This window comes from Pseudomonas sp. IT-P253 (assembly GCF_949768125.1).
GTDB lineage: Bacteria > Pseudomonadota > Gammaproteobacteria > Pseudomonadales > Pseudomonadaceae > Aquipseudomonas.
Genome location: NZ_CATKPT010000044.1, coordinates 287,571 through 311,870, shown reverse-complemented (window position 1 = coordinate 311,870; position 24,300 = coordinate 287,571). Strand labels below are relative to the sequence as shown.

General features: G+C 57.9%; 22 protein-coding genes and 1 pseudogene. 5 read left to right on the top strand and 18 right to left on the bottom strand.

The window, feature by feature from the left end; translation table 11 throughout:
- Positions 1-244 precede the first annotated feature (244 nt).
- A complete protein-coding gene (locus ACM6IR_RS21885) occupies positions 245-1,336 on the top strand; it encodes a hypothetical protein (RefSeq protein ID WP_414909613.1) in 1,092 nt (363 codons plus the stop codon).
- A 149-nt stretch (positions 1,337-1,485) separates the two neighbouring features.
- Here ACM6IR_RS21885 and ACM6IR_RS21880 read toward each other — a convergent pair whose 3' ends face one another.
- From ACM6IR_RS21880 to ACM6IR_RS21795, 18 genes and pseudogenes are all read right to left on the bottom strand, one after another.
- On the bottom strand, positions 1,486-1,746 hold the full coding sequence (locus ACM6IR_RS21880) for an acyl carrier protein (RefSeq protein WP_414909612.1): 261 nt from the start codon (positions 1,744-1,746) through the stop codon (positions 1,486-1,488).
- 251 nt (positions 1,747-1,997) lie between these two features.
- Complete coding sequence (locus ACM6IR_RS21875; RefSeq protein ID WP_414909611.1) at positions 1,998-3,002, bottom strand: IpaD/SipD/SspD family type III secretion system needle tip protein; 1,005 nt, start codon at positions 3,000-3,002, stop codon at positions 1,998-2,000.
- Positions 3,003-3,014: 12 nt separating this feature from the next.
- Positions 3,015-4,124, bottom strand: a complete 1,110-nt coding sequence (locus ACM6IR_RS21870; RefSeq protein ID WP_414909610.1) for a cell invasion protein — start codon at positions 4,122-4,124, stop codon at positions 3,015-3,017.
- A gap of 24 nt (positions 4,125-4,148) precedes the next feature.
- Positions 4,149-5,909 (bottom strand): type III secretion system translocon subunit SctE, encoded by a 1,761-nt coding sequence (sctE, locus tag ACM6IR_RS21865; RefSeq protein WP_414909609.1) that lies wholly within the window; start codon positions 5,907-5,909, stop codon positions 4,149-4,151.
- Positions 5,902-6,393 carry a type III secretion system translocator chaperone SicA gene (gene sicA / locus ACM6IR_RS21860; RefSeq protein ID WP_414909608.1) on the bottom strand — a complete coding sequence of 164 codons (492 nt, stop codon included), beginning with the start codon at positions 6,391-6,393 and terminating at the stop codon, positions 5,902-5,904. Before sicA ends, sctE begins: the two co-directional genes overlap by 8 nt.
- A gap of 158 nt (positions 6,394-6,551) precedes the next feature.
- A pseudogene (locus ACM6IR_RS21855) lies at positions 6,552-7,586 on the bottom strand (EscU/YscU/HrcU family type III secretion system export apparatus switch protein).
- Positions 7,561-8,358, bottom strand: coding sequence for a type III secretion system export apparatus subunit SctT (gene sctT / locus ACM6IR_RS21850; RefSeq protein ID WP_414909607.1), 798 nt, complete (start codon positions 8,356-8,358; stop codon positions 7,561-7,563). The pseudogene ACM6IR_RS21855 and the gene sctT overlap by 26 nt, the downstream one beginning before the upstream one ends.
- A gap of 4 nt (positions 8,359-8,362) precedes the next feature.
- Positions 8,363-8,617, bottom strand: coding sequence for an EscS/YscS/HrcS family type III secretion system export apparatus protein (locus ACM6IR_RS21845; protein ID WP_019689496.1), 255 nt, complete (start codon positions 8,615-8,617; stop codon positions 8,363-8,365).
- An 8-nt stretch (positions 8,618-8,625) separates the two neighbouring features.
- Positions 8,626-9,285 carry an EscR/YscR/HrcR family type III secretion system export apparatus protein gene (locus ACM6IR_RS21840; RefSeq protein ID WP_414909606.1) on the bottom strand — a complete coding sequence of 220 codons (660 nt, stop codon included), beginning with the start codon at positions 9,283-9,285 and terminating at the stop codon, positions 8,626-8,628.
- On the bottom strand, positions 9,278-10,054 hold the full coding sequence (locus ACM6IR_RS21835; protein WP_414909605.1) for a FliM/FliN family flagellar motor switch protein: 777 nt from the start codon (positions 10,052-10,054) through the stop codon (positions 9,278-9,280). Before ACM6IR_RS21835 ends, ACM6IR_RS21840 begins: the two co-directional genes overlap by 8 nt.
- 119 nt (positions 10,055-10,173) lie before the next feature.
- Positions 10,174-11,049, bottom strand: a complete 876-nt coding sequence (locus ACM6IR_RS21830) for an invasion protein (protein ID WP_414909604.1) — start codon at positions 11,047-11,049, stop codon at positions 10,174-10,176.
- Complete coding sequence (locus tag ACM6IR_RS21825; protein ID WP_414909603.1) at positions 11,046-11,501, bottom strand: type III secretion protein; 456 nt, start codon at positions 11,499-11,501, stop codon at positions 11,046-11,048. Before ACM6IR_RS21825 ends, ACM6IR_RS21830 begins: the two co-directional genes overlap by 4 nt.
- The gene (gene sctN / locus ACM6IR_RS21820; protein ID WP_414909602.1) at positions 11,485-12,771 is read right to left on the bottom strand and encodes a type III secretion system ATPase SctN; all 1,287 of its coding nucleotides are present in this window, start codon (positions 12,769-12,771) and stop codon (positions 11,485-11,487) included. Before sctN ends, ACM6IR_RS21825 begins: the two co-directional genes overlap by 17 nt.
- The gene (locus ACM6IR_RS21815; protein ID WP_414909601.1) at positions 12,768-13,175 is read right to left on the bottom strand and encodes an Invasion protein B family; all 408 of its coding nucleotides are present in this window, start codon (positions 13,173-13,175) and stop codon (positions 12,768-12,770) included. The genes sctN and ACM6IR_RS21815 overlap by 4 nt, the downstream gene beginning before the upstream one ends.
- 12 nt (positions 13,176-13,187) lie before the next feature.
- Positions 13,188-15,242 (bottom strand): EscV/YscV/HrcV family type III secretion system export apparatus protein, encoded by a 2,055-nt coding sequence (locus ACM6IR_RS21810; protein ID WP_414909600.1) that lies wholly within the window; start codon positions 15,240-15,242, stop codon positions 13,188-13,190.
- The gene (gene sctW, locus ACM6IR_RS21805) at positions 15,235-16,335 is read right to left on the bottom strand and encodes a type III secretion system gatekeeper subunit SctW (protein ID WP_414909599.1); all 1,101 of its coding nucleotides are present in this window, start codon (positions 16,333-16,335) and stop codon (positions 15,235-15,237) included. Before sctW ends, ACM6IR_RS21810 begins: the two co-directional genes overlap by 8 nt.
- Entirely contained in the window at positions 16,332-17,951 is a 1,620-nt protein-coding gene (gene sctC, locus ACM6IR_RS21800) for a type III secretion system outer membrane ring subunit SctC (RefSeq protein ID WP_414909646.1), read from the bottom strand. The genes sctW and sctC overlap by 4 nt, the downstream gene beginning before the upstream one ends.
- Before the next feature lie 40 nt (positions 17,952-17,991).
- Positions 17,992-18,861 carry a helix-turn-helix domain-containing protein gene (locus tag ACM6IR_RS21795; protein ID WP_414909598.1) on the bottom strand — a complete coding sequence of 290 codons (870 nt, stop codon included), beginning with the start codon at positions 18,859-18,861 and terminating at the stop codon, positions 17,992-17,994.
- 98 nt (positions 18,862-18,959) lie between these two features.
- On the opposite strand from ACM6IR_RS21795, the gene ACM6IR_RS21790 reads away from it, so the two are divergent.
- From ACM6IR_RS21790 to ACM6IR_RS21775, 4 genes are all read left to right on the top strand, one after another.
- Positions 18,960-20,171, top strand: a complete 1,212-nt coding sequence (locus ACM6IR_RS21790) for a CmpA/NrtA family ABC transporter substrate-binding protein (RefSeq protein ID WP_414909597.1) — start codon at positions 18,960-18,962, stop codon at positions 20,169-20,171.
- A 15-nt stretch (positions 20,172-20,186) separates the two neighbouring features.
- The gene (locus tag ACM6IR_RS21785) at positions 20,187-20,762 is read left to right on the top strand and encodes an ANTAR domain-containing response regulator (RefSeq protein WP_201113396.1); all 576 of its coding nucleotides are present in this window, start codon (positions 20,187-20,189) and stop codon (positions 20,760-20,762) included.
- A gap of 319 nt (positions 20,763-21,081) precedes the next feature.
- Positions 21,082-22,293, top strand: coding sequence for a nitrate/nitrite transporter (locus ACM6IR_RS21780; RefSeq protein WP_414909596.1), 1,212 nt, complete (start codon positions 21,082-21,084; stop codon positions 22,291-22,293).
- A 7-nt stretch (positions 22,294-22,300) separates the two neighbouring features.
- Positions 22,301-23,971 carry a protein kinase domain-containing protein gene (locus ACM6IR_RS21775; protein WP_414909595.1) on the top strand — a complete coding sequence of 557 codons (1,671 nt, stop codon included), beginning with the start codon at positions 22,301-22,303 and terminating at the stop codon, positions 23,969-23,971.
- Positions 23,972-24,300: the final 329 nt, after the last annotated feature.

The window sequence follows — 24,300 nt, the reverse complement described above, 5'->3', positions numbered from 1 at the left end:
ATCGAAAACCAGCATCTCGAATGGTGAGCAAACATGATCGCGAGCTTTTTATATAAGAAAATCACCACACAAAAATATATCGTGCCGCCCCCCAATCCAAAAACATACAACCATGACCATATCAAGCATTTCTACTCCACTTACAGTAAGACCACTGACAAGCGAAAGCTCGCCTAATAGCTCCGTTAATGAATCCAGCTCAACAACACAACACAACGAAAAAACCTATCAAAACGTGTTTACCATGATCAGTGAACGTTATAGGGATTTCCGTCCAGATACCGAACTCGGTTTTCAGCAGAGTCCTGGAGTCACCGCGGACATCGAACCCATTTCAAAACAGGATCTTATTTCCATACTGAAACACATCAAGACCGACGACACCTTATTTGAAAGCTGTAAAAAAAATTCAGCCAAAGCTCCCTTTTTCAATAAGTTCTACATAATGTCTAACGCGGATCAGGGCTGGAATCTGCGGCTTCATTCCTTTAATGTCAGAGGCAGCGGACTCGGAGAAGAGGATAGCCCCCACTACCATCGTTGGACATTGGCGTCAAAAGTTCTGTCTGGAGGCTATATCAACGTTAATTATCAGGAAGGTCCAAAAACAGAATCAACCTCGGAAAAAGACTCTTATTTAAAGTATGAATTAGGCTCATCAAAATCTGAAAACGGTGATGCACGCAATGTAAAATACATTTCAGAATCCGAGATGAAACCCACAGAGAGAAACTTGTACGCAAGAGGTGACCTGAATCACTTCCCTATAGCTAAACCGCACAGCGTGGAGACTCACCCAGCGATCATGGGAACGACAATGACACTTGCCCATACAAGCGAAGCTTTCTCCAACACGTCAATTACATTCCTAAAAACCAATAACACCGAAGCAATCCCACAAACAAAAATCGAAAGCAATGAAGCTTTCATGACTATGCTCCAGGATCAGATAACGCATCTACAGGTACTCGTACTGAGCGACAAACTTAATACCTTGTTAATTTCAAAATTCGAACTAGGCACTCCACTGACAACTGGAGAGCAGAAACATCTAACTGACTACAAAGAACCAAATTATGTAGAAACCTCGTTGCTTCCAGCGCTTGCTATTTATCAAATGGAATCACTTAACGAAATTGAACACAACGAATTCTCTATAGATACCGCAGAATTCATCGATAGCGAACTTTCAGAAATAGACAGCCAATCACTAGACACATTAATTTCCAGCAACCAAAATGACCTTTTCGACAAGCAATTAACTATTGAGATCGACAACTTTGAACTGGCAAAACAACTAGAGAATCGCGCCAGGCGAACACCTACAACTCACTGATAAATTTCCGCACTGAAAAATGACCACCACTTATCTGGTGGTCATCCTCAACGGCTATTGACGCAAAAAAACACCACATCGACTACAACAACACTTAAAAAACACAACTCCTTACAGCATGAATAAATACAGACTCTCTCCACCACCTATCAATTTAAATATTTAACCCGACAGCTCCCCACCAAATAACAAATATCAGCAACTGTTCTCCACCCCGCTACCTCTTCTGCAGGCAACTCAACGCCAAACGCTTCATTCAACGCCATGACAATTTCCACAACGCTCATGGAGTCCATGTACAAATCCTCCACCAGCCGCGAACTACTTTCAATTTTTCGACGCCCCACAGAAAAGTAATCTGACAATACTTTAATTACCTGCCGCTCAATCTCAAGATCAACATTTTGCATACTTCGCGATTCCTTTACCTATTACACAAATAACAGACATCCGATTCGAACGAACTGAACTGCGAGTAGTGCCAGTCAATTAACCCCTGTAGGAGCGAGCTTGCTCGCGATGAACGTTAACGATAACGCGAGTTTTCTGAATAAACGCGCCGTTCTTAAGTCCATCGCGAGCAAGCTCGCTCCTACAGGGGATTAGGAACTGCGCATCTTCTTAATATTAAAATCCGCGACTTACGCGAACGCTACCCGCATCAGAAATTCAACATAGCCTTAAGCATGTCCGAATACTGATTAAGATGCGAAGACAAGGTTTTATTGAAGTTGTCGTGATACGAATTAGCGTTCGAATACTTCTGGGTGAAGGATTGCAACATGTTCTTCAGGCGTTCTTCCTGGGCATTGAAGCCGGTTTGCCAGGCCTGGAATTTTGATGTATCCCAAGTAACCCAATCACTGAACCACGGCAGGCTATTACTCATAATTATCAGCGGTCCGAGGTCCATCATCACGCTAAAGGTGCCATCACCATTGTCTTTCAAGCAGCTTGCAGGCAGGCCTAATGCCAAGCGCCATTTTTCGGCTTCTTCCTTGCTGGCGCCCTCCATTCCTGGGGCCGGAAACAATACCCCTGCAGGTGCTTTGGAGTATTTTTCAATCAGACCCTGTAACGCTAGCCTGATCGCGCGTGCATTCAACTGGACCTCTTTACCGTCATTCGCGCCCTCAATCCAATCCTTCATCTTTGCCGTTATTTCTTTATTGAAATCTGCAAAGAAGTCCGAATAGGCCGCGATGATATGTTCGTAGCCCGCCAGATAACCGTTCTTGATCAGGTCGATCAATTCGAGCAGTTTGTCGAAGAAGTCATTCGATGATTTCACGCCAACGTCGAACGCATCGGTAATTTCAGGTGACTTGCACGCCTTGCTCAGCTCGCTCAAGACAAGGCTCTGCTCGTGTAAAAGTTGCTGACGTTGCTCCATGGGCAGCGTTTGCAGGCAATATGTCATCACCGAACCACATTGGCGTAGCTGCTGAGGCCACATTTGCGACCGACTCTCAGACGCGCCTGACTGACTCTTCAACATAGTCTGTTGGTTTCTATTCAACTTTTTGATAGCACGGTCCAGCAACTCACCCGGTGTGAACGTGGCCCCCGCCTCGGGGGGCCTCTCTGGTGGCACAGGTGCGTGCTTCTCAACGTTGAAGTCCGCCGGTGCTCTGCCAGGTGGAGGTGTAAAGCCAGGTATTCTCATTTGATCCTCCTGTTAGCCGCGGGTCAGCGCGCCGATAACTTCAATGCGCGACTGGAAAAGTTGCATCACCATCTCCATCAACTTTTGTAGCAACGCCGCGTCCGCCGCGTCTTTCTGTCCGATCTCGTCACTCAAGCTTTTCTGAGTGTTCTGCGCACTTTGCTGCAGCACTTCTCTTTCGCGGGCGGCATGCTCGGTAATTCTGACCATGTTGGCCACCACCTGACTGAGACTCATGGACATTGCATTGAGCGCACGACCTATTTCCAGTTTCTTCTCGAACCCCTTGCCGCTCATTTGGCTCAGCCAGTCCGATGTCTGGCCCACCTTCTGGGCCTTGAGGATTTCAGCGTCAAACCACGCTTGTTCCTTCGGCGTCAGCACGGTGCCCTGAGGTTTGAAGTCCACGGTCTTCGACCGGCCAAAATCATCGAACACTTTGACTTTGTAAGTCGTGTCAGGACTCCAGTCATCGCGTGCGCGATCACGCGTCAAGTCCCGCTCGAGGTTGCCGGCATCGAGAGAATTGCGTTTATTCACATTGATATCGGCATGTTTCAGGCCCTGGCCCTGGAAGGTTTTGGCCAGGGCAAATCCGGCTATCGCACCGGAAACCACCGCGGCCGTGATGGCGCTGTACAACGCGGCCTTGCCTGACTCCATGATGGCAGCGCCCTGGGCCTTGCCGGCCTCGGCGGCCATGACGCTGAAATGCCCTCGCAGGATGGCGTTGGAGACCCGTGCGACGTTCAAGGCAATGATCGCGGCGACCAGGACGTTGGCGTGTTTTTCCCAGGCGCCCGGGTCGAACACCGGCTCTTTAAGCACTTCATCCTCGAGCATCTTAAGCACTTCATCCTCGAGCATCTTAAGCACTTCATCCTCGAGCATCTTCGAGACGGCAACGTAGTCTTGTCGGTCGGACTCACTGGGCTGATAGGCGTCGATGGCGCTTTCGAGTTCCGCCGCAGAAGGGGAGATATTATTGAGGACCTGTTGATTTATCTTGTGGCTCAGCGCAGGGCCATTGGGCGAGCGAAACAGTTTTTCGGTCGCTGCGGACGCTTGCGCCTCAATCATCGAGCGTGAAGCAAATACGCCCGTGCTATTAATCGCGGTCATGACGAATACCTTTTATGGATGAGTTCAAACAAGTCGGACCATGTACGAGCTGACCGAATGGCTGCGTTGCATATCGGCAAAAACCTGTTCGACCTGTCGGGTTCGGTCCCGCATCGCTTGACCGTAGTCTTCGACCAGGCGAGTAAGGTAGGAGGTGATTTCTTCGCTGACCGCCATGCGCACCCGCACGTCAGCCAGGTGCACGGCAGCCTGGGCCTGATGCTGGCCGCTTCTGATTTGTAACCCGCCCTGCGCCGCTACGTTGCCGAACTCAGTGACGGCTTGAGCGATTTCGAGATTGGCCGCGTAGCGGGCCAGGGAGGCGGGATCGGCACCGTTGGTGATGAAGCTGCGCAACTGCGTCAGCATCTGGGTCAGCGTGTTACCCACCGACGACGCCACTTGCTTGATGGCCTGCACGGCCGCAGGGGCCGCCTGAGCAATCACGGAGGCCAGTTTCGAAGCAACCGCGGAGACGACCGGTCCGATCACCTGAACCCCGACAATAACCGCCAATGCAATGGCTGCAAGGGTTGATACGATGCCCTGGATCATGCCGGCGATTTGCGCGATGTCCTTTGCGGTCTCCGGATCGACGCCAAACGCGATCAGCAACTTGGTGTAGATATCGGTAAACAGCTTGATGGCTTCCTGCATCAACGTCATCAGTGGCTTCATGGCCTCAGCCATGAACGACACCCCTGTCGTTTCCTTGATCACCGCATCCGAAATCATCACCGCCGCGCCAATCACGCCCACCGCGATGAGCACTGGATTGACGGTCAGAACACCGATAGCAATGGTGGCGACGGTCAACAGCGCGCCAACGATCGCACCAATGCAACCCATGGTCTTCTGCAAAGCCTCGGCCTTGCGCACTTCTTCCAGGTACTTATCCGATTCAAGCTGCATCTTTTCCTGAAGCTTGGCCTGCAGCTCCAGAAACAGCTCCTGATTGAGTTCCTCCTTGTTCTGCGCCGACTCGCCCAGCAACTCAATGATTTTCAATCGGTTCAGCAGCGCCAGTGCGCTACTGCTCAGCGCCTTCTCCTGCGACTCTTTGACCTGCGGCCCACCGAGCCCCGCCTCCTGCACTTTTGCGGCCACGCCAGCCAGGGTTTTGGCGGCGGCATTGGCGACATTGATCAGTTTGAGATGTGCATCGGTGGCTTTTTGAAAGGTCTGGGTATGAGCCGCCAGTTCGCCTTTAAGCTGATCGCGCCGCGCCAGTTCACTTGCATATTCCGCTGAATCGGGATCCAGTCCGGCCAGACGGGCCTCGCTTTCATCCAGCAAGCCCTGGAAATGCAGGACCCGCTCGCGCAATGCCTCGAGCTGTTCCTGACTGCCGCCAACGGCACCTTCGGCTGCCTCCAGTGCGTCAACAGCTTCGGCGTACTCAGCGGCCAGTTTTTCATAACCCTGCTGTTTGGCGCCGGCCATGGATTGCAGCATGGCCAGGCGATTTTTCAGCTTGTTCTGGTCTACTTCGCCAAGCATTTCGCAGATCATTGCCATCAACAGCGTGAACAAATCAGCGTTGCTTTCCGGCTTGTTGCCATCCGCACGCGGTGGCGGCGCATGCAGTTGCGGACGCCCCGCACCCGCCGTGGCTTTACCGGAGTCACTGTCGTAACTCACCGTCATTAAACCGGCCAATGCGGCCTGACCTGCCTTCTGATAATCCACCGTGCGGGCAGCCTGGCTCGCGGCCTTGCCATAGGTTTCAAACGCTTCGGACCGGCTCTGAAAAACCGTATTCGATGTGCTTCTGATTTCACTCATGTTCATTGCTCCTGACAGTACTTTCCATGTGTTCCAAGGTGTCGAGATACACCTGGGCTTGTGTGCGCAGATCCTCTTCCGTGGCCTGCTCGATCACGTATTCGAAACACAACCTGGCCTTGCCGATCTTGCCCAGGGCGAGCTGACACTGGCCGGTGTAGAACATCGGTCGGTAGTCGTTATTGCCTTGGGCAAAAGCGATGGCATACAGGTCGATCGCTTTCTGGTGGTTCTGTTTGAGCTGGTGTACGGCGGCCAGTCCCATCCAGTAATGGCTGTTGTAAAAGTCGTAGATGCACAGGAAGTGGAAGAACTTCTCGGCATCGTCCAGCCTTCCCTGTTCATAGAACTGAAAGGCGAAGGCATACAACCCGTCCATGTGCTCGTCGCTGATGCCCTGCACATCCTTTAATGGCGCTCCCGCGAGCACCGCATCGACGACAGCCAGAGCGACCTGTTCATCTTGTTGATTGTTGCGACTCATCAGCCACACTCCTGAAAAAACGCCAGCATCGCTGACGCATGCATTGAGCCAAAGCGCTGGCAGCCACGCTGCCAAATTGCGCTCATGCCAACCTCTGGATGGATAAAGAAAGCTGCGTTTCTGTAGGAGCAAGCTCGCTCCTGCAGGGGCATAAGGGATCAGGCCTGCTCGACCTGCTCGAGCCAGATCAACAGGCGCAGGACTTCTTCGACCTCCTGCACCTGCAGGAAGCTGTAGCGCTGATGGGTCTTGAAGATTCGCCGTGCCAGGGCGATGTCGTTGATCACCGGCACACCGACCTCGGCGGCATAAGCCCGGACGGCGAGCGCACGCTGATTGGTTTCCATCAACGAGATGAACGGCAACAGGGTAATTTCCGGACGGAAATACACACCGATCGCGATGTGGGTCGGGTTGGCAATAATCATCCGCGAACTGCGCACGTCGGACTTGACCTGCTCCGACAGCAACTCCATGTGCAAGTCGCGGCGGCGACCCTTGATCTGCGGATTGCCGTCCTGCTCCTTGTGTTCGCGCTTGACTGAATCCTTGTCCATCATTTGATCTTTCATGAACAACCAGTATTCGCACAGCGCATCGAGCACGACGATGAACAGCACGCACCCCAGAAACGCCAGCACCAACACCAGCAGCAAATGGCCCCAGATCGCGAACAAATCCGGCGCCTGGGCAAACAGCTGGGCAAACAACAATTGGCGCTGGGTGACCCAGACAATCTACAACGCCAGGGCAAAGCTGCCCAGATAGAGCAGCGCTTTGACCGTGTCCTTGACCGTGCGCATGCTGAACAGTTTTTTGAAGCCATTGATCGGGTTCAAGGCGCCCAGATTCAGCTTCAGGGCTTCACTGGCCAACGCAAAACCACTTTGCAGCAACGCGGGCAACGCGCTGGTCAAGACGCATACCAGCAATAGCGGCAGCAGCGCCTTGAGCCCGATCACCACCAACATCGCCGAATACTTTTGCAGGTCGGCGTCAAAGTCACTGGCGATGATGCGTCGGTAGACCTCCATGACGTCCAGCAGCGAGCTGTTGAACACCATGTAGGTGATGCCGCACAACGTCAGGCAGGTGATCACCAGGTCTTTGGCCTTGAATGTCTGCCCTTTGCGTGACGCATCGCGCAGACGCTTGGCGGTAGGTTTCTCAGTCTTTGAGGCGCTGGAGGACATGTCCACCCTCCCCGTCCAGATAATGCTCCAGCGTCTGGGATTTCGTCCCCATACGCAGGACTTCATCCGGCAGGTGCACGCCGAAATACAGCATCAACACCACCAGCGCGACCAGGCTCTTGATTGTCAGCGATACCGAGAACGCATTCATCTGCGGCGCATAGCGCGAGAGCAGACCCAGCAGTGCCTCGCTGATCAACAACGTGGCCACCACCGGTGCGCTGATCACCAGCGTCTTGCTGACCAGCGCATCGAGCAGGCTGAGGATCGGTTGCAGTTGCATCTCACAGCTGGCCGGCGCGCAAATGCGATAACTGTGGCCGACGGTTTCCAGCATCAACAGCATGCCGCCCCCTTCGAGGTACACCGCCGCGGCGAACAACTGCAGAAAGTTCGCCAGCTCCGAAGTATCTACGCCATTGGCCGGGTCCACGGTGCTGCTGAGCATTGCACCGCGCTGGTTGTCGATGAGATTGCCCATGGCGTGCAGTACCCAGAACGGCCAGCACAGCAGCAACCCGAGCAATGCGCCGATACCGGCCTCGCGCATCAGCAAACCAAAAAAGGCCAACCCGTCAAGCCGGGGCAGCGGCTCGCCGACAGAGGCCCAAAACCCCAAGGCGACCAGAATGATCACGGCCTGACGTGGAACCCCGGTCAGCACCCCGCTGTTTAAAAACGGCAGCATGAAAAATATCGGCGCCAGCCGGGCGAATCCGAGGGCGGCGGCGGCGAGCAAGGCGTACAGATCGAAAAACAGCGAAACCGTCATCGGCCTAACTCAAGGCCAGGCGCATGACTTCGCGACTGAAATCAAGCAACGTTTCGCCGTACCAGCCCGAGAGCAAAAACAGGCAGGCCGCGACCGACATCAATTTGAAACCGAACGGCAGCGTCTGCTCCTGCAACTGGGTCACGGTCTGAACCAGACCGACTACCAGGCCGACCACGGTCGCGACAATGATCGGCCACGCCACCATCAGCAGAATCAGGTACAGGGTTTTGTTGCCGGCATACACCAGATCGTTCATCGAGCCCCCTAAACCAGTAAGGTCAGGTATTGCTTGACCAAACCGGTAGACAGCAGCGCCCACCCATCCAGTGCCACAAACAACACCAGTTTGATCGGCACCGAAATGATCACCGGGCTCATCATCATCATGCCCAGTGCCAGCAAGATGCTGGAGATCACCAGATCGACGATCACGAACGGCAGGTACAGATAGAAACCGATCTTGAACGCGCTCTTGATTTCACTCAGCGCATAAGCCGGCAATAACGAAAACAGCGAGGGTTCAAGCACTTCTTCGTCGGGCAGGCCGGTCTCGTTTCCGCCCTGTGCCGCTTGTGCGCGCTCAAAGAACTGCGCCAATTCCGGATCGGTGTATTTGCGCAGGTAGTCCTTGTAGCCACCCAAACCGTTCTCGGCAAAACTCACCACCGATTCAACGTCGGTAAAGGCCACCTGCTCTTCCTTGTAATAGCCGTACCCCTGCTTCATGACCGGCGTCATCACGAAAATCGCCAGCATCAGTGCAATCGCATTGAGCGCCATGTTCGACGGCACCTGCTGCAACCCCAGCGCATTGCGCACGATGACAAATACGATGGAGAATTTGATATAGCAGGTGCCGGCTGCCACTAGAAACGGCAGCAATGAAGCAAACGCCAGCAGCGCAATCAGCGACACATCATTCATCGCCGGTATTCCGATAGACCTCAAGCAACTCGACGCCCAGACGCTCGTCCAGTTGAACCAATTCCCCACGCGCCACCCGCTTGCCATTGGCACGCACTTCAATGTGCTGCGCCACGTCGGCGGCCAGGGGAATGAGTTGGCCGGCGATGATGTTTTTCAGCGCGCCCAACTCGATGGCATGGGTCGCCAGAACGAACTCCAGACGAACCGGTAAATGATCAAGCTCGACAACGTCCTGCTCGCTCGAATCGGCGACAGTCAGTTCCATGTGTAATCCCTCTTCAGTGAACGTGAAAACGCCGATTGCGCAATCTGCCAGCAGACACTGGTGCGTCAGCCGGGTGATCCGCAGTACATCGCCAACCCCGAGCCGCAAGTGGCTTGAGCAACTGAGGTCACTGACGCCCAGTCGCAATTCCAGGTGCATCGGCAAATCGGTCAGCCAGGATTCCTGCGCCCCGCTCGCAGGGCATTCAGGCGGCAGCAACGTGAACCACAGTCGACCCCGAGAGGTGTCGAGCCATGGCAACTCCTGCGCAGGCAAACACGAGGGTTCAATCAACTCGACGTCAGACAGGTGCTGGTAGTGCAGCTCGTCCACCTCGATCACCAAAGGACGCGGTACCGCACGAAACAACCCGGCGATACTGGTCGCAGGACACTCAACCGCCAGCAATAATGGCAACTGCGGCAGCGAGTGATGCAGCCAGTCGCGGGCCATGATCAAACCCTGCCAGGCACCCTGCTCACCCTGTGCTGAAAAACGCAAAAAACCACCAGCCCCTTCGGGCCTGCCTACCCCGGCACAATGACCGCCCCGCTGCCAGCGCCGAACTGTCTGCGAACGGGTATGTGCCAGCGCATTCACGCCGCGTAACGCCAGCGCTGTCATGCCGGACGTTCCTCTTGTTCTTCCTGCTCATCGTCCGACGATTGATGCGAGCCGTGATGCGGTTGCTCATCCGCCGTGTCGGCGAGGCGCCAGTGGCTATCCCGAACCTGTTCAAAAGGCTCTCTAAGGTGCTCGAAGACTTGAGCATTACTTGGACTGAGCACCAGGTTCGACACCGACTCGCCAGGCGTTCGAGTGATCGTTACTTGTCCGCTGGCGGCACCTTTGTTGAACGGAACCTGGAGAAAATCACGACTCGGGCTAACGACTTCTTCGACGGTAATCTCGAGCGGCGGCGCAGGCGGCATCGCCGGGGCCGAAGCGCTGAAGGTCCGTGCAACCGACGGCGCATGACGATTGTCAGGAGCGATTGGCAGGACGTCAGGGAATTCAACATCGTCGCTCGGGATGATCCGTTCGCTGGACGGCGATGACGGATCAATCGGGCGCGATGGAGGTTCAATCAGCGGCAACGGCGCTTCGGATTTTAATTTTGACGTGGATATCGATGTCGATGTCGATGTCGATCTCAACGTCGACATAGCAACCGGTTCAAGGGCCGAAACCGCGGGTTCCAGACGATTCGGTACGGGTCGTTGATGCACAGTGCCCCCCTCCACGCGCGTCAGTAATGCAGGACGCTCGACAACCTCAGTCTGCGACGAGTGAATCGATGCCTGTGCCGTTCCGCTAGCGGTTCCTGCCCTTGGCCCATGGCGCACCGTCAATGTGGCAAGCAAATCCAGCACACCTTGCGGCAGCTCATCCTCTTCAGCCGGTACAAACTTGTCCTCAAGTTCATCCACAGAGCCATCAAGGCCAGGCTCGGCCTCTGGAACCGGTAACCGTGGGACTGCAGAAACCTCTTTCATCGCCGTACTCCGGTCATGTCTTCTATTTCCCTTTCTTCCTGGCGCACACGCTCAAGCCGTTGCACCCGCGCTACCTGCTGGACAGACCGTTCGTATTGGCCGTGCTTGCGCTGCAAAACACGCAGCTGTTGCTGTTGCTCGCGCAACACTTCATCGATTTGCTGGCATTGCAGGGCCACGCGGTCATGTTCCAGATGCAACACGTGTATCTGCCGCCGGATGACCGCCTGGCGTCGCAGCAACGCCAGCAATTGCCCGTGATCCAAAACGCAATCTTGCGCGCGATGGCTGGTCAGTAGGCCGAGCAACGACGCCTCCTGCTCAACGAAACCCGCCAGCTCCTGACGCAGTGGCAGCAATTGTTGTTGCGAGCGCAGAACGGCCTGTTCGCCACGTCGCTGACGGGTATCACTGAACGCCAGCAATCGACGCCAGTCAGGCAATGAGTTCATGCAGACTCCGCAGGGTTTCTTCAGGCTGAGAGCAGTCGTTCGTCGGCTGGCGCAACCACTCGGTCAAGGCCTCACGCCGTTGCATGGCGTGGTCATTGGCCGCGTTTGCACCCGGGGTGTACTCCCCCAGGTCGAGGAATATCTGCAACTGCTCAAGACGCGCGAGGATTTCCCGGGTTGACGACGCCAGTTGCTGCACCTGCGCAGTCGTCACCTGTGTCGCCACGCGACTGACGCTGCGCAACACATCGATCGCCGGAAAATGGCCCTTGGCCGCCAGATCGCGGCTGAGATAAATATGCCCGTCGAGAATCGACCGGATCTCCTCGGCCATCGGGTCCGGCTCATCGTCGCTTTCCAGCAGCACCGTGTACCAGGCCGTAATGCTGCCTTTCGCCGTCACACCGGGGCGTTCGAGCAAGCGCGGCAAGGCATCGAATACGGAGGCCGGGTAGCCGCGACGCGCCGGTGCTTCGCCGGCCGCCAACGCCAGGTCGCGACGCGCCCGGGCGTAACGTGTCAACGAGTCCAGCAACAGCACCACACGCTGCCCCTGGTCACGGAAATACTCAGCGATAGCGGTGGCCTGCAGGGCCGAATTGCAGCGATCCACCGACGAGAAATCGGAGGTGGCGAACACCACCACGCAACGCGAACGCTTCTGCGATTGGCGCAGATGCTCGACAAACTCGGTCACTTCACGACCGCGCTCGCCGATCAAGCCAATGACAAAAACGTCGGCCTCGGTGTGCTGGATCAGCATGTTGATCAACGACGTTTTACCCGATCCGGCCGCCGCAAAAATGCCGATGCGCTGACCGATGCCACAGGTCAACAAACCATCGATCGCGCGAATGCCCGTCATCAATGGCGCTGCCACCGGCCGACGCTGGTGGTACGCCGGAGGGTTGGCGTCCACCGGATAATCCTGCTCAAGAAAGGCTGGCGACGGTGCCAGGCGCTCGACGATGTTGCCGTGTGGATCAACCACACTGCCGAGCAGGGCATCACTGCACGTCAGACGCAGCACCGAGCCCGTCGGCACGATCAGCGACTCCCGGGAAAGCCCACGGGCATCCCCCAGCAAACTGAGCAGCACCACGCCGGGTTTGAACCCGATGACTTGCGCCCTGGCCGCCAGCTGCGGCGAACGCCAGTGCTGACGTACCTCGCACACCTCACCGATGACCACATCGACCAGTGCCGCCTCGATCAATGGCCCACTCAGGCGCAAGGGATGTGCGGCACGTCGTTCCAACCGCGTATTCATAGACGCAGAATGCCGCACAGTTCTTCGATCGCGGCCACAAAGGCGTCGAGGGCTTGTGCAAAATGAGGGGCATCGCACAGGGCTTGTTCATTGCACATCAGGCGCAATTCGAGCTGGCCTTGAACCTCGCACAGGTGCAACTGCCCACTGCGGGACCAGGGGCTGCCCTGCAATAAAAACTGCCAGAGATCGACGGCGCAATGGTCGAATGCACGGGGCCTGGCTTCGGTGATCGACGCCCAGACCCACACCTCACCGTCCACGTCACCCACGCAGACATTGGGCACATCCCTCATGTGCATTTCAATGGTGCTGTGGCTGTCGAAGTGCCCCAGTTGCGCGCCTGTGCAACCGCTGTGCAGCAGCGCTTCGCGCAGCAACCGGGCAATGTCCATCTGTCTCATTTACCGTTTTCCTTAAAGCGTCTTGATGACATTGACTGAAATCGTCTCGGAGATTTCGCCGAACGACATCACGTCCAGTTCGCGGAATCGCCCCTCGATCAGTTTTTTGATGTAGCGCCGAACATCGACCGAACACAGCACCACCATGTCCTTGTGCGGGATGTGCACGCTGTCCAGGCCAACACTCAACCGGTCCATCAACTCTTCCGATTCAGCCGGGTCCAGATTGATAAAACTGCCGCCCGAGGTCTGCCGGATGCCCTTGCGCACCACGTCTTCGAACTCCGCGGACAGCAGCAGGACCCGCAGGTCATTACCGTGAGCGAACTTGTTGCTGATGTAGCGGGCCATCGCACCACGGACATGTTCGACCAGGGCCAGCACGTCCTTTTCCCGCGACGCCCAATGGGCCAGCGACTCCAGAATCAATTTCATGTTGCGTACTGAAATCCGCTCGCCGATCAGCCGTTGCAGGACCTCGGCGATCTTCTGCACCGTGACGTGGCGGTACACTTCCTTCAGCAGATCGGGGTAGCGACTTTCCATCTCGTCGAGCAACTGCTTGGTTTCCTGCACCCCGAAAAATTCCTGGATGTTGCGCGCGAGCAACGTCACCAGGCAGCGATAGCACTCGTCATAGGCCGGTCGCAGCTGATAACCCAATTGCTGCACCCGGTCCTTGTCGTCGGCATTGACCCAGACACCCGCCAACCGGTTGCTGTCGGTGCCGCGCACCAGTGCAAACCCCAGGGGGTCCAGGTCTGGCGAATAGTTGAGCAGGCGCCAGTGGTCGAAATGGATATCGAACTGATCGGCACGCACTTCGTTGATCAAAACGGCGACCTGATGGGCCGGCAGGGCTTCGCTGCCGCGCAACTGCGGTTCGGGGATGCGCAACCCGTAATCGACAAAAAACTGACTGCGAAAACGCGCGACCAGGCGGGCGTTGTTCAACTCGTTCAGCCGTGCCGTAGGCACCAGCAGCATCAAGGCAATCGTCTCGGTGGCAATGCTGTCGACGTCGTCCAGCAACCCCAGTTCGGTGGGTGACTCGTCAGGTGCTGATGCTGCCGGCCGCGTTTCACCGGGCTGGACAGCCACTCGGGCGGCTTTGCGATGGCGAAAAAAAACCACCAGCCCCAGCGCTCCGGCAATCGGCAGAAAGGTCATCAATGGGAAACCCGGCAGAAAACCGACGCCCACCGCCAGCAATGCGGTCACGCCCAGTACGAACGGGTTACCCAGCATTTGGGCGAGCATGTTGCGGCCCAGGTTGCTGTCATCGCCGTTGACACGGGTGACAATGAAACCGGCGCCGATGGCAATCAACAACGCCGGAATCTGTGCCACCAGGCCATCGCCGATGGTCAGCAAGGTGTAGGTCGATAACGCGGTGGACATGTCCATGCCCATTTGCCCGACACCAATGGCCATGCCGCCGATGAAGTTGACGAAAATGATGATGATGCCGGCGATGGCATCGCCCTTGATGAACTTCATCGCACCGTCGAAAGAGCCATACAACTGGCTTTCACGCTCCAGCACGCTGCGTTTTTCCTTGGCCTCTTCGGCGGTGATCGCGCCGGCCTTGAGGTCGCCGTCAATGCTCATTTGCTTGCCCGGCATCCCGTCCAGGGAAAAACGCGCCGCGACTTCGGCCACCCGTTCCGAACCCTTGGTGATAACGATGAACTGGACAATGGTGACGATGGAGAAAATCACGAAGCCCACCACCAGGCTTTCACCGATCACGAACTCGCCGAAGGACGCAATGATGTCCCCGGCATCGGCCTGACTCAGGATCAGTCGGCTGGTACTGATCGACAGCGCCAGGCGAAACAGCGTGGTCAACAGCAGCAAGGCCGGGAACGTCGAATAGCTGAGGATGCGTTCGATGTAGAACGAGCCCATGAAGATCAGCAGCGAAATGACGATGTTCAAGCCGATGAGAAAATCCACCAGCACCGTGGGCAAGGGAATGATCAACATGGCGATGATCATCACCATCAGCGTCAGGATCAGCAGTTCCGGACGTGCGCTGACGTTGCGTAAAAATCGATTAAGCATGGTCTGATCGCCTTTCGATGCATTCATGAGCGAAGGCGATGTCCGCCAGATGACTGAACTGTTGCGCCAGGCGTTGCGGCGCTTCTTCATCGCAAAACAACGCGTGCGGCAGTTGCAGACTGACCCGCCGCACCACCTGCAACAGCGCCGAGCGGTCACGGTGCAGGCTCAGCAACACGCTTTCGCCCAGCACGCCGAGCAACAACTGGTCGAGTTCATCGGGGTAAGTCAGCAACCCCAGGAGAAACACCAGCCAATCCGCCTCCAGAGCGTTGTGCCGGCCAATCAGCTCATCGCTGAGCAGGCGCTCGATGAAAACGTTCTCCGCTGACCGCAGGCGCTTGAGCTCCGTTAGCCTGGCCAGCAGCTGGCCAAACTCGCGGCGTGAACAACTGGGGTCCTGGGCACTGATGTCGGTCAGCAACGCGGCCTCGATGAAGGCCAATACATTTATGCGCTGTGGCGCGCCGAACAGGGCAATCCAGTCCTGGTAGCAACTGACCGGGCCGTCGTCGGACTCCAGGAAATCACGGTAGGTTTCTCTCAGCAGTCCCGCCCGCACCGCAATTGCCGCGCCGAACAACCGGGCTTTCAAAGCAGCGTTTATCCCGGCTTTCAGGCGCTTGGGGGAGCTTTGCGCGACCACTGTTTCCAACAAGGTTTCGAGCCGTTGACGCGTACCGGCGTCGAGCTTTTTACGGCGCAGCAACTCTCGCAGCACCAGCGCCAGGTCACTGTCATCCGGGAACAGACTGCGGGCCATTTGCAGCAACCAGACGACGGGTTTGTCTGCCAGGCGTGCCAGGCTCAGCACTTGCCGAGCCTTGGGCACGGTGTCGTCTTCAAGCACCCTTTCGAAGTTTTCAGTCATGGCGTCAGACTTGAGTTCGAAATGCCGCCGTCCGCGAAACTGAGCCAGCGCCGCGGACATTTCATCGCTGATCTGCACAAAGCGCTGCACAGCGGCGGCCGTGCCACTTTCATCGACATCGACGTCTGCACTGACTTGCGGTTGCGGGTGCTCGGCGGCCTTCTCTGCGTTCAGTCGCGCTTGTGCTGCGCGACCACCACTGGAAACAGTCGGCAGGATCAATTGTTCACCGCACGGAAGTAGGCCCGTCGCAGGCGCTCATGTTGCTCGGGCGTCATCAAACGTGCTTCGGGCTCGACGGGCTCGGGCACCATGGCGCTGATAATTTCCTTGGGCTGGATCAAGAACACCCGTACCGTATTCGCCGAGCGCACCTGACGGTAGCTGAACAGTCGACCGATCCAGGGAATCGAACCCAGCACCGGAACCCGTCCGATTTGCTCGCTATGGTCATCACGGGTAAACCCGCCGACCAACAGACTCATGCCCTGAGGCACACGCGCCACCGTACTGATCCGGGTGCGGCCCACCGTGGGCAGTGCGTTCGGGCGCTCGCCACCGCCAGGGCTTTCGACTTCGTTGCCGTCCTCGATATTGAGCGACATCTCAATCTCGTCCGCCAGGGCGAAGCGCGGCAACACATTCACCAGCGTGCCATAGGTCACGTGCTGTAGATCGACACTGCGCTCCCCGACCAAGGGGGCGTAAAACGTTCGGTTGTTGTCGAAGATCGCCGGCACATTTTCCTGGGTCAGTATCACCGGTCGCGAGACAACGTTCGCTCGGCTGGTACGCTCCAACGCCATGATCCGTGCGACAAACGAGGCGCCATCCAGCGTGGTTGCAGAGCCGCCATTCAGCGATGCTGAAGCCTGCCCGCCGACTTTCACCGAACCCTGCCATTCGATGCCCAGCTGATTGAGTTCGTCCTTGTGCAAATCAATGATCCACAGCGACAACTCCACATGCCGTTTTGGCGTATCCAGCGCACCCACCAGGTTTTCGATAAAACGCACTTGTTCCGGTAAACCCTTGACCAGCAGGCTGTTGGTGTCGGGATACGCCACCACCCGAATATTCCCGGCGGCCACTTCCCGCGCCAGTATTTTCGGGGCTGTCGGGTCCTGAGCTGAAGGCTCGGTGCCCAGACCTTCCAGGGGAAACGCCGGCATCATGCCCTGGGGTTTCTGCGCCGTTGTCTGCTTCACCCAGGGTTCGACTTCGCTCTTCTCGCCCCGCAGCAACTGCTCGATCACCGTCGCCATTCCGGGGATGGTCACTTTGTCATCGCGCAACTCGTAGCTGCGATCACCCACAAAGGTGTTCTGCACCTGAATCACGCCAATCTGCTGCTTGCCCAATAGCAAGTCCGAGCGCTGGTTATCCATCAACTGGGCAGCTTGCAGCACCAGGTCGACATAAATCGGCGGCCCGGCAATATGGAAGGTGCGCAGGCCGTCGTTGCGCAATGGATAACGGACGTCGTGCAACCCGGACTGCTGCAGAAATGCCTTGAGCTTCGCCACGGTAAGCGTCTGTAGCGTGGCCATTGAGCTTTTGATTTCAGAGGCGTCATACAGATAGATCGCCTGACCATCGCTGTACCAGATCAAGCCCATCTGGGTGCTGATCCGCTCAAAGGTCTTTTGCGCCGAGCTCAGGTCGAACTCACCGGAAATCCGTTTGGCAGCCGCGGCTTTGCTGACGATCACCGGTTTGCCCAGTGGCCCCGACAGCTCGGTAAAGAAGGTGCGCACACTCTGCTCGCGTGCCACATAAGCATCGACTTGCGCCTGCACGGAAAAAGATGCGGAGGCCAACACCGCGCTCATCAGCATCGGTACCCAACGCCGCGCAAAAAAATGAAAACTCATCGACTCACTTGCCTGATAGGTAGGTGATATCCGCGAGCCTGCTGGGTGAGAACCCCATCAGCTCACGAATTTCCTTGGAGAAATGCGAAGAAGAGGCAAAGCCGAACTCCAGCGCCACGTCCGTCAGCGAGCTGTCTTCCAGGCTCATGTTCAATAACGCCTGCGCTGTCCGCCAGCCGCGCAAGGCAGGCTTGGCCGCGCTGCCCAGCGCCTGATGACACAACCGGCGAAAGTGCGACACCGAGACGCCATAGCGCTGGGCCAACGCCGACAATTTTTCGCTGCGGGTGCCCTGCTCCAACAGAAATCGCACCAGCCCATAACTCTCGTTGTGGCGCAGCTGGCCGGCAAAGGCTCGATAGGCCACATCGCCGCGCAATGCCTGCTCGATGTACCAGCGCTCGAGCGCCTTGCCGGACTGGAGGGTGTCGTAAGCCACGGGCAGCGTGGCCCAAGGCGCGAGGCGCGGTTTTTCGTCGTTCAGCGCCTCGCTCATATCGAAGAACACCTGCAACTTGATCAGAGGCGCTTCGGGCATCGTCAGCGCCTGCACGCGACCACCACTCACTTCAAGCACGCTCGCCATCGCGATCAACCCTTCCCATCCGCCAGGCAGCCAACAACACGACGCAGAATCCGCAGAAGAGAGCCGCACGGGGTGCTCGGCAACACGCAGGTGCAGCACCCGCTCGTCGAGGCGAACATCAGGAAATGTCATGGCGCAACGTGGTTCGATCTGCACACCGGCCTCCTTATGCAACCTGGCGTTGGAATGGACGACAGGATGAAAGAGGCGGCGCATTGAATCCTGATGGAAAGCTGATGGGACCCGGACTGGCATATGCCTTGCACCGGCTTTGTCATCAGCGCTCATGCCAACGACGGGATGAGTGCAAGGACAATGGCGTCGTCACCTGACCTTGCTCATGCAAGAACACTGGGGCGACGCTTTTTTTTGAAGGTGCAGAATCGATGAATGAACCATCAGCCGGCCCACTGGCCTGGGTCAATGGCAGCGACGCTCCGGAAAAGTCCGCGATCAATGTAGGCTTCATGGCCCTGAGCGACTGCGCCTCGGTGGTGGTCGCCGCCACCCAGGGGTTCGCCCAGCCCTATGGCCTGACACTAAACCTCAAGCGCCAATCGTCCTGGGCCAACTTGCGGGACAAATTGGTCAGCGGCGAGCTCGATGCCGCCCATAGCCTGTACGGGTTGATCTACGCCGTGCACTTGGGGATCGGCGGCGTGGCCTCGACGGACATGGCCGTGCTCATGGGCCTGAACCAGAACGGCCAGAGCATCAACCTCTCCCACGGCTTGCAGGCCCTGGGCGTGACCAGTCCTGAAGCGCTGGATCGTCGCGTGCACCAAAGTAGCCCAAAACTGACCTTCGCCCAGACATTTCCCACCGGCACTCATGCCATGTGGCTGTATTACTGGCTGGCGAGCCAAGGGATTCATCCCTTGCAGGACGTCGACAGCGTGGTGGTGCCGCCGCCGCAAATGGTCGCGCACCTGCAAGCGGGGCGCATCGACGGTTTCTGCGTCGGTGAACCCTGGTCCGCCAGCGCGGTGAAACAGAACCTCGGCTTCACCCTCGCGACCACCCAGACGATCTGGCCCGATCACCCGGAAAAAGTCCTCGGCTGCACCCGCGCCTTCGTCGAGCAATACCCCAACACCGCACGGGCGTTGGTGATGGCGATTCTGCAAGCCAGCCGCTTTATCGAAGAAAGCACCGACAATCGCCGCAGCACCGCGCAGTTTTTGAGTGCACCGGAGTACCTCGATGCACCGCTTGATTGCATCGAGCCGCGGTTACTGGGCGACTATGCCGACGGTCTCGGTCATCGCTGGCAAGACCCGCACGCGCTGCGCTTCCATGGCGACGGCGAGGTGAATTTCCCCTACTTGTCCGACGGCATGTGGTTCATGACCCAGTTTCGCCGCTGGGGGTTAGTGCGTGAAGACCCGGATTACCTCGGCGTGGCTCGTCAGGTCCAGCAACTCGACCTCTACCGCGACGCCGCCAGCGCCGTGGGTGTCGCGGCCTTGGGTCAGGAAATGCGCAGCAGTCAGTTGATCGACGGCAAGGTCTGGGACGGCTCGGACCCGGCCGGGTATGCGCGCAGTTTCAAGCTGCACGCCCTGACCGACAGCTCACTCCGATTTGCCAGCCGCTGACAGGAGCCTGCGAACATGTTGCGTATCCTGCTGATCAACGACACCGCGAAGAAAGTCGGGCGCCTGAAAGCGGCGTTGACCGAAGCCGGGTTCGAGGTGATCGACGAATCCGGCCTGACCATCGACCTGCCCGCGCGCGTCGAATCGGTGCATCCGGACGTGATTCTGATCGATACCGAGTCACCGAGCCGCGATGTCATGGAGCAAGTGGTGCTGGTGACTCGCGACCAACCACGACCGATCGTGATGTTTACCGACGAGCATGACCCCGGCGTGATGCGCCAGGCGATCAAGTCCGGGGTCAGTGCCTACATTGTCGAAGGCATTCACGCACAACGCTTGCAGCCGATTCTCGACGTGGCCATGGCGCGCTTCGAAAGCGACCAGGCCCTGCGTGCTCAACTCCATGCCCGCGACCAGCAACTGGCCGAGCGCAAGCGCATCGAGCTGGCCAAAGGGCTGCTGATGAAAATGAAGCACTGCAACGAGGAAGAGGCCTACACCCTTATGCGCCGTCAGGCCATGAGCCGACAGCAGAAGCTGATTCAGGTGGCGGAGCAGATCATTGCCATGAGTGAATTGCTCGGCTGACCGACGCCTTCGCGAGCAGGCTCGCACAGTTGATTTGTACCTGACGCCATTCCCCCTTGTGGGAGCGAGCCTGCTCGCGAATGGCCGCGACTCGGTTTGAGCTGTTGGCACAAATCTCGCTAAGTAATCGCTACAGGTAACCAACGGCGGTTGCCCCACCTACGACAAAGACGTCGCTCACCTTATTTGCCCATGGCGAATCGGGTGGCGGCGTTTTTTTGTTTTGGCCCCACAGCCCGGGGTCGGTGGTGCGGCCGTTGCGGCGCCCCACCTGCAAGTTCATGACTCCTTCCGAGACGACTAACAGCTGAGGTGCGCGATGAATTCAAGCTTCTGGAAATCCGGCCATACCCCGACATTGTTCGCGGCCTTCCTCTATTTCGACCTGAGCTTCATGGTCTGGTACCTGCTCGGCCCTTTGGCGGTGCAGATCGCCGCCGACCTGCACCTGACCACCCAGCAACGCGGGATGGTGGTGGCGACGCCGATTCTGGCCGGTGCCGTGCTGCGCTTTATCATGGGGATGCTGGCGGATCGTCTGTCACCAAAAACCGCCGGGCTGATTGGCCAGGCGATCGTCATCTGCGCCTTGTTCGGCGCCTGGAAACTCGGCATTCACAGCTACGAACAAGCGCTGCTACTGGGCCTGTTCCTGGGCATGGCCGGCGCGTCGTTCGCCGTCGCGCTGCCTCTGGCCTCGCAATGGTATCCGCCCCAGCATCAAGGCAAAGCCATGGGCATTGCCGGTGCCGGTAACTCGGGCACCGTGCTCGCCGCCTTGATTGCCCCGGTGCTGGCCGCCGCCTACGGCTGGAGCAACGTGTTCGGTTTCGCCCTTATCCCGCTGATCCTGAGCCTGGCCGTCTTCGCCTGGTTGGCCAAAAACGCCCCGCAACGGCCAAACGCCAAGTCCGTCGCCGACTACTTCAAGGCCTTGGGCGACCGCGACAGCTGGTGGTTCATGTTTTTCTACAGCGTGACATTTGGCGGCTTCATCGGCCTGGCCAGTGCCCTGCCTGGCTACTTCAACGACCAATATGGCCTGAGCCCGGTGACCGCCGGTTACTACACCGCTGCCTGTGTATTCGGTGGCAGCCTGATGCGTCCGTTGGGCGGTGCCCTGGCCGACCGCTTCGGCGGGATCCGCACATTGCTGGGGATGTACACCGTGGCGGCGATCTGCATCACCGCCGTGGGCTTCAACTTGCCAAATTCCTACGCGGCACTGGCACTTTTCGTCTGCACCATGCTCGGTTTGGGTGCAGGCAACGGTGCTGTTTTCCAACTGGTACCGCAGCGTTTTCGTCGGGAGATCGGCGTAATGACCGGCCTGATCGGTATGGCGGGTGGCATCGGCGGTTTTGCCCTGGCGGCAGGCATGGGCGCGATCAAGCAAAGCACCGGCAGCTATCAGCTGGCCTTGTGGTTGTTTGCCAGCCTCGGCGTCCTCGCCTGGTTCGGCCTGCACGGGGTGAAACGCCGCTGGAGAACCACTTGGGGCTCGGCCGCCGTAACCGCTGCACGGGTCTGAAGCCTCAATGAGCCTGCAACTGAGTTTCGCCGAAGCCAGCGCCACCGGTCCCCGCGAGGAGAATCAGGACGCTTTGCGCCTGGTCACCCCGGCCCCGGCGCTGGCGGCGAGCAAGGGTTACCTGTTCGCCATCGCCGACGGCGTCAGTCAATGCGCCGACGGCGGGCTCGCTGCCCGCTCGACCTTGCAAGCCCTGGCACTGGACTACTACGCCACGCCGGAAACCTGGGGCGTTGCTCAAGCACTGGATCGCCTGTTGCTGGCGCAGAATCGCTGGCTGCAGGCCAATGGCGGTGGGCAACCGCTACTGACCACCGTCAGCGCGTTGGTCCTGCGTGGCAGGCGTTTTACTCTGGCCCATGTCGGCGATTGCCGGGTGTATCGCTGGCACGCCGGTCAGTTGCTGCGAGTCAGCGAGGATCACGTCTGGGACCAGCCAGGCATGCAGCATGTGCTCAAACGCGCGTTGGGGCTGGATCAGCATCTGGTGCTGGATTTCCTGGATGGCGAATTGCGCCTGGACGAGAGTTTCGTGCTGCTCAGCGATGGCATCTGGGCCGTACTGGGTGACACGGCCATTGCCGCAATTTTGCGCGATCAGCCCGATCTGCACAGCGCTGCACAGACCTTGGTGAGTGCGGCGCATCTGGCGGGCAGCCAGGACAATGCCAGCGCGTTGCTGGTGCGGGTCGATGCCCTCGGTGAAACCAGCATTGGTGATGCACTGATTCATTTACAGCAATGGCCGTTGCCGCCTGCACTGAAACCGGGTCAGGCATTCGAGGGTTGGCAGGTCGAAGGGATACTTGGCCAGAGCCAGCAGTCGTTGCTCTATCGGGTGCGCGATGGGCAACAACAACCCTGGCTGCTGAAAACCTTGCCCGGTGCGTTGCGCGACGATCATCTGGCCGGGCAAGCGTTATTGTCCGAGGAATGGTTTCTCAAACGCGTCGCCGGGCGGCATTTCCCTGAAGTACATGCCGCCAGTCAGCGTCAGCATTTGTACTACGTGATGCGTGAATATTCCGGGTCTACCCTGGCGCACCTGCATGAACAGGCAGGACCGCTGCCGCTGGCCCAATGGCTGGATTGGGCCGAACGCCTGCTGCACGCGGTCGGCACGCTGCATCGCCGACAGATTTTCCATCGCGACATCAAACCGGAGAACTTGCTGTTGGGGGACGACGGCGAGTTGCGCCTGTTGGACTTCGGCCTCGCATATTGCCCCGGCCTGTCGGAGGACCAACCCGCAGCTCTGCCCGGAACGCCCAGTTATATTGCGCCGGAGGCTTTTCGCGGGGAGATTCCGACACCGCAACAGGATCTGTATGCGGTCGGTGTGACCCTGTATTTTCTGCTCACCGGGCATTATCCCTACGGCGAAATCGAAGCGTTCCAGCGGCCCCGGTTTGGTGTGCCGGTCAGCGCCAGTCGCTATCGACCGGACCTGCCGGAATGGCTCGCGCAAAGCCTGGAGCGAGCGGTGGCGGTGGATCCGGGTCAGCGCTTCGAAACCGCGGAAGAATGGTTGCTGCTGCTGGAACAGGGGGAGCGGCGCAGTGTGAGCGTGCGACCCAGGCCTTTACTGGAGCGCGAGCCGCTAAAGGTTTGGCGGACGTTGGCGTTGGTGTCGTTGTTGGTGAATCTGGTGGTGTTGTTCCTGATATTCCATGGCTGACATCGACCCTTGTAGCAGCCTGCTGCTACAGAGTCCGCGCCAATTTTGTGCGGGGCGCCTTGCATCGGTGCAAAAATACTCGGAGCGAACTCGATATCTGCGACCGGAATCCAGTAAACCCACGTTTCTGAAGACTTGGCACAACCACTGCATTATCTCCCTCACCACACATAAAGCCCGGCCTTCAACGACGAAGGGCGAGCTTCCCGACAGAACGGGACAAGGACAAAGGCGTCCCCGCTAGGCAACTAGCGGGACGCCTTTTTTTGTTTGCGCAAAATATGTCGAGCACGACCTGAAAGCCCTGATGAGGCGGGTCCAAGCTCCCC

What these genes read in the sequence shown, in the direction of transcription:
- ACM6IR_RS21885 (WP_414909613.1), top strand. Translation starts at nt 245, where the DNA reads ATGATCAGTGAACGTTATAGGGATTTCCGTCCAGATACCGAACTCGGT.
- ACM6IR_RS21880 (WP_414909612.1), bottom strand. Translation starts at nt 1,746, where the DNA reads ATGCAAAATGTTGATCTTGAGATTGAGCGGCAGGTAATTAAAGTATTG.
- ACM6IR_RS21875 (WP_414909611.1), bottom strand. Translation starts at nt 3,002, where the DNA reads ATGAGAATACCTGGCTTTACACCTCCACCTGGCAGAGCACCGGCGGAC.
- ACM6IR_RS21870 (WP_414909610.1), bottom strand. Translation starts at nt 4,124, where the DNA reads ATGACCGCGATTAATAGCACGGGCGTATTTGCTTCACGCTCGATGATT.
- sctE (WP_414909609.1), bottom strand. Translation starts at nt 5,909, where the DNA reads ATGAGTGAAATCAGAAGCACATCGAATACGGTTTTTCAGAGCCGGTCC.
- sicA (WP_414909608.1), bottom strand. Translation starts at nt 6,393, where the DNA reads ATGAGTCGCAACAATCAACAAGATGAACAGGTCGCTCTGGCTGTCGTC.
- sctT (WP_414909607.1), bottom strand. Translation starts at nt 8,358, where the DNA reads ATGACGGTTTCGCTGTTTTTCGATCTGTACGCCTTGCTCGCCGCCGCC.
- ACM6IR_RS21845 (WP_019689496.1), bottom strand. Translation starts at nt 8,617, where the DNA reads ATGAACGATCTGGTGTATGCCGGCAACAAAACCCTGTACCTGATTCTG.
- ACM6IR_RS21840 (WP_414909606.1), bottom strand. Translation starts at nt 9,285, where the DNA reads ATGAATGATGTGTCGCTGATTGCGCTGCTGGCGTTTGCTTCATTGCTG.
- ACM6IR_RS21830 (WP_414909604.1), bottom strand. Translation starts at nt 11,049, where the DNA reads ATGAAAGAGGTTTCTGCAGTCCCACGGTTACCGGTTCCAGAGGCCGAG.
- ACM6IR_RS21825 (WP_414909603.1), bottom strand. Translation starts at nt 11,501, where the DNA reads ATGAACTCATTGCCTGACTGGCGTCGATTGCTGGCGTTCAGTGATACC.
- sctN (WP_414909602.1), bottom strand. Translation starts at nt 12,771, where the DNA reads ATGAATACGCGGTTGGAACGACGTGCCGCACATCCCTTGCGCCTGAGT.
- ACM6IR_RS21815 (WP_414909601.1), bottom strand. Translation starts at nt 13,175, where the DNA reads ATGAGACAGATGGACATTGCCCGGTTGCTGCGCGAAGCGCTGCTGCAC.
- ACM6IR_RS21810 (WP_414909600.1), bottom strand. Translation starts at nt 15,242, where the DNA reads ATGCTTAATCGATTTTTACGCAACGTCAGCGCACGTCCGGAACTGCTG.
- sctC (WP_414909646.1), bottom strand. Translation starts at nt 17,951, where the DNA reads ATGCTGATGAGCGCGGTGTTGGCCTCCGCATCTTTTTCCGTGCAGGCG.
- ACM6IR_RS21795 (WP_414909598.1), bottom strand. Translation starts at nt 18,861, where the DNA reads ATGAGCGCTGATGACAAAGCCGGTGCAAGGCATATGCCAGTCCGGGTC.
- ACM6IR_RS21790 (WP_414909597.1), top strand. Translation starts at nt 18,960, where the DNA reads ATGAATGAACCATCAGCCGGCCCACTGGCCTGGGTCAATGGCAGCGAC.
- ACM6IR_RS21785 (WP_201113396.1), top strand. Translation starts at nt 20,187, where the DNA reads ATGTTGCGTATCCTGCTGATCAACGACACCGCGAAGAAAGTCGGGCGC.
- ACM6IR_RS21780 (WP_414909596.1), top strand. Translation starts at nt 21,082, where the DNA reads ATGAATTCAAGCTTCTGGAAATCCGGCCATACCCCGACATTGTTCGCG.
- ACM6IR_RS21775 (WP_414909595.1), top strand. Translation starts at nt 22,301, where the DNA reads ATGAGCCTGCAACTGAGTTTCGCCGAAGCCAGCGCCACCGGTCCCCGC.